Annotated in this window: 3 protein-coding genes; all 3 read left to right on the top strand. The window is 34.6% G+C overall.

Features of this window, described 5'->3' with window-relative positions; all coding sequences use genetic code 11:
* Nucleotides 1–699 (top strand): hypothetical protein (locus tag ABD816_RS22110; RefSeq protein ID WP_344931087.1); only part of this gene is annotated, 699 nt, incomplete at its 5' end.
* A 2-nt stretch (nt 700–701) separates the two neighbouring features.
* Nucleotides 702–1,112 (top strand): hypothetical protein, encoded by a 411-nt coding sequence (locus ABD816_RS22105; protein ID WP_344931085.1) that lies wholly within the window; start codon nt 702–704, stop codon nt 1,110–1,112.
* A partial coding sequence (locus tag ABD816_RS22100) for an RNA 2'-phosphotransferase (protein ID WP_344931083.1) occupies nt 1,109–1,387 on the top strand: 279 nt, incomplete at its 3' end. The genes ABD816_RS22105 and ABD816_RS22100, both read left to right, overlap by 4 nt.

The following is a 1,387-nucleotide window of genomic DNA, read 5'->3' as shown; positions in this document are numbered from 1 at the left end:
GCATGGAGAAAAATGTTTTATCTCGGGGATGCTATCCCAGATGCGATAAAAAGACATCCAGATGTACTTAGCAAAACCCAGAATTGGAGTGATGATTTATACAGTAAGCTTGGTAAAGTTAAAGATAAGAATCCGGACTTTTTTGATCAGGTAAATGACAATCCAATAATACTTGAATTCTTCGAAGAAGGCTCATCTATTATTTCGAAGAAGGCAGATAATCTCAAAGCTGTTGAATTGGACATGTATTCGTTGGATAGAGCCAGAGAATCTGGTAATTCTATCTTTGAACCAGGCACGACAAGATACGTTCAAAATACTACCCGTAAAGATTTAGCTAATATGGATATTAACCCACAGTCTGGTAAAATAAGAGATGCAAATGGTAATCTCCTTAATACTGATAACGTCAATGGAGAAGGATTAATGTATGTCATTGATGAAAGTGACAATATTATTATTGGTGGGCGTGGTGGAATTGAAAATAGTTTTCCTCATCCAACTTTAATTGGGGGAACAAATCCGAATGTTAAGAGTGCTGGGATGATACGGTTTAAAGATGGTCGTGTTTTAGAGATAAACAATAATTCAGGACATTTTAAGCCGTCTAATAGCGTGCTGCAAGAAGCTGAACAAATTTTCAGACAAAAAATGCCAACAAATTCATTTGACACAAGCTTTGTCGTAAATGGTTTTTAAATATGAGTGATCTAATTGGTAAATGGGGCAGTATTCATAGTTATTATGTAAATAGTAAAAATCAAGAGGAGTATATTCATCCTTATGATCTGACTTACTTTGGTCAATACTCTTATATAAGGAGCCTGCATAAATGCATTAGCATCGAAGGTAATTATGTCATACTTGAATTTGGAAATCTAAACGTCCGTGTATTGAAAGAAGTCTTTTACGTTTCTGAACAGAAACTACCTGAATTTAAACCTCTTGAAAAAGTCAAATATCTTTCATCTAAAGGTAATCTTGAGTATGGAAAGGTTATAGGTATACATTGGCATAATAAAGACCGGAGATATTACTATTACCTAGAAGTAAATGGGAAGAAGAAAAGTCGAATGTATTATAGTGAAGACCTACAAAAGATAGAAGAATGAATCTAGTAGAATTAAGTAAAACAGTATCCCATGCCTTACGGCATGCCCCAGAGAAATATGATCTTAATTTAGATGATGAAGGTTGGGTAGAAACCAATCTATTGTTGAAGTCTCTTGGAGAAAAGAATCCAGAATGGCAAAGCCTTAAAGTAGAAGACTTACAACATATGGTCAATCAATCCGAGAAAAAACGGCATGAATTAGAAGGAGAATATATCCGTGCTATTTATGGTCATTCGGTAGATGGTAAGTTTAGAAAGGATAATCAAAAGCCA

Origin of the sequence: Aquimarina addita, from assembly GCF_039539305.1 — a bacterium.
Taxonomy (GTDB): domain Bacteria; phylum Bacteroidota; class Bacteroidia; order Flavobacteriales; family Flavobacteriaceae; genus Aquimarina; species Aquimarina addita.
The sequence above is the reverse complement of the archived record's forward strand: the minus strand, read 5'-3'. Positions and strand labels throughout refer to the sequence as shown.

Excerpts from the sequence above, each read along its gene's own strand:
- ABD816_RS22105 (WP_344931085.1), top strand. The coding sequence starts at position 702 with ATGAGTGATCTAATTGGTAAATGGGGCAGTATTCATAGTTATTATGTA.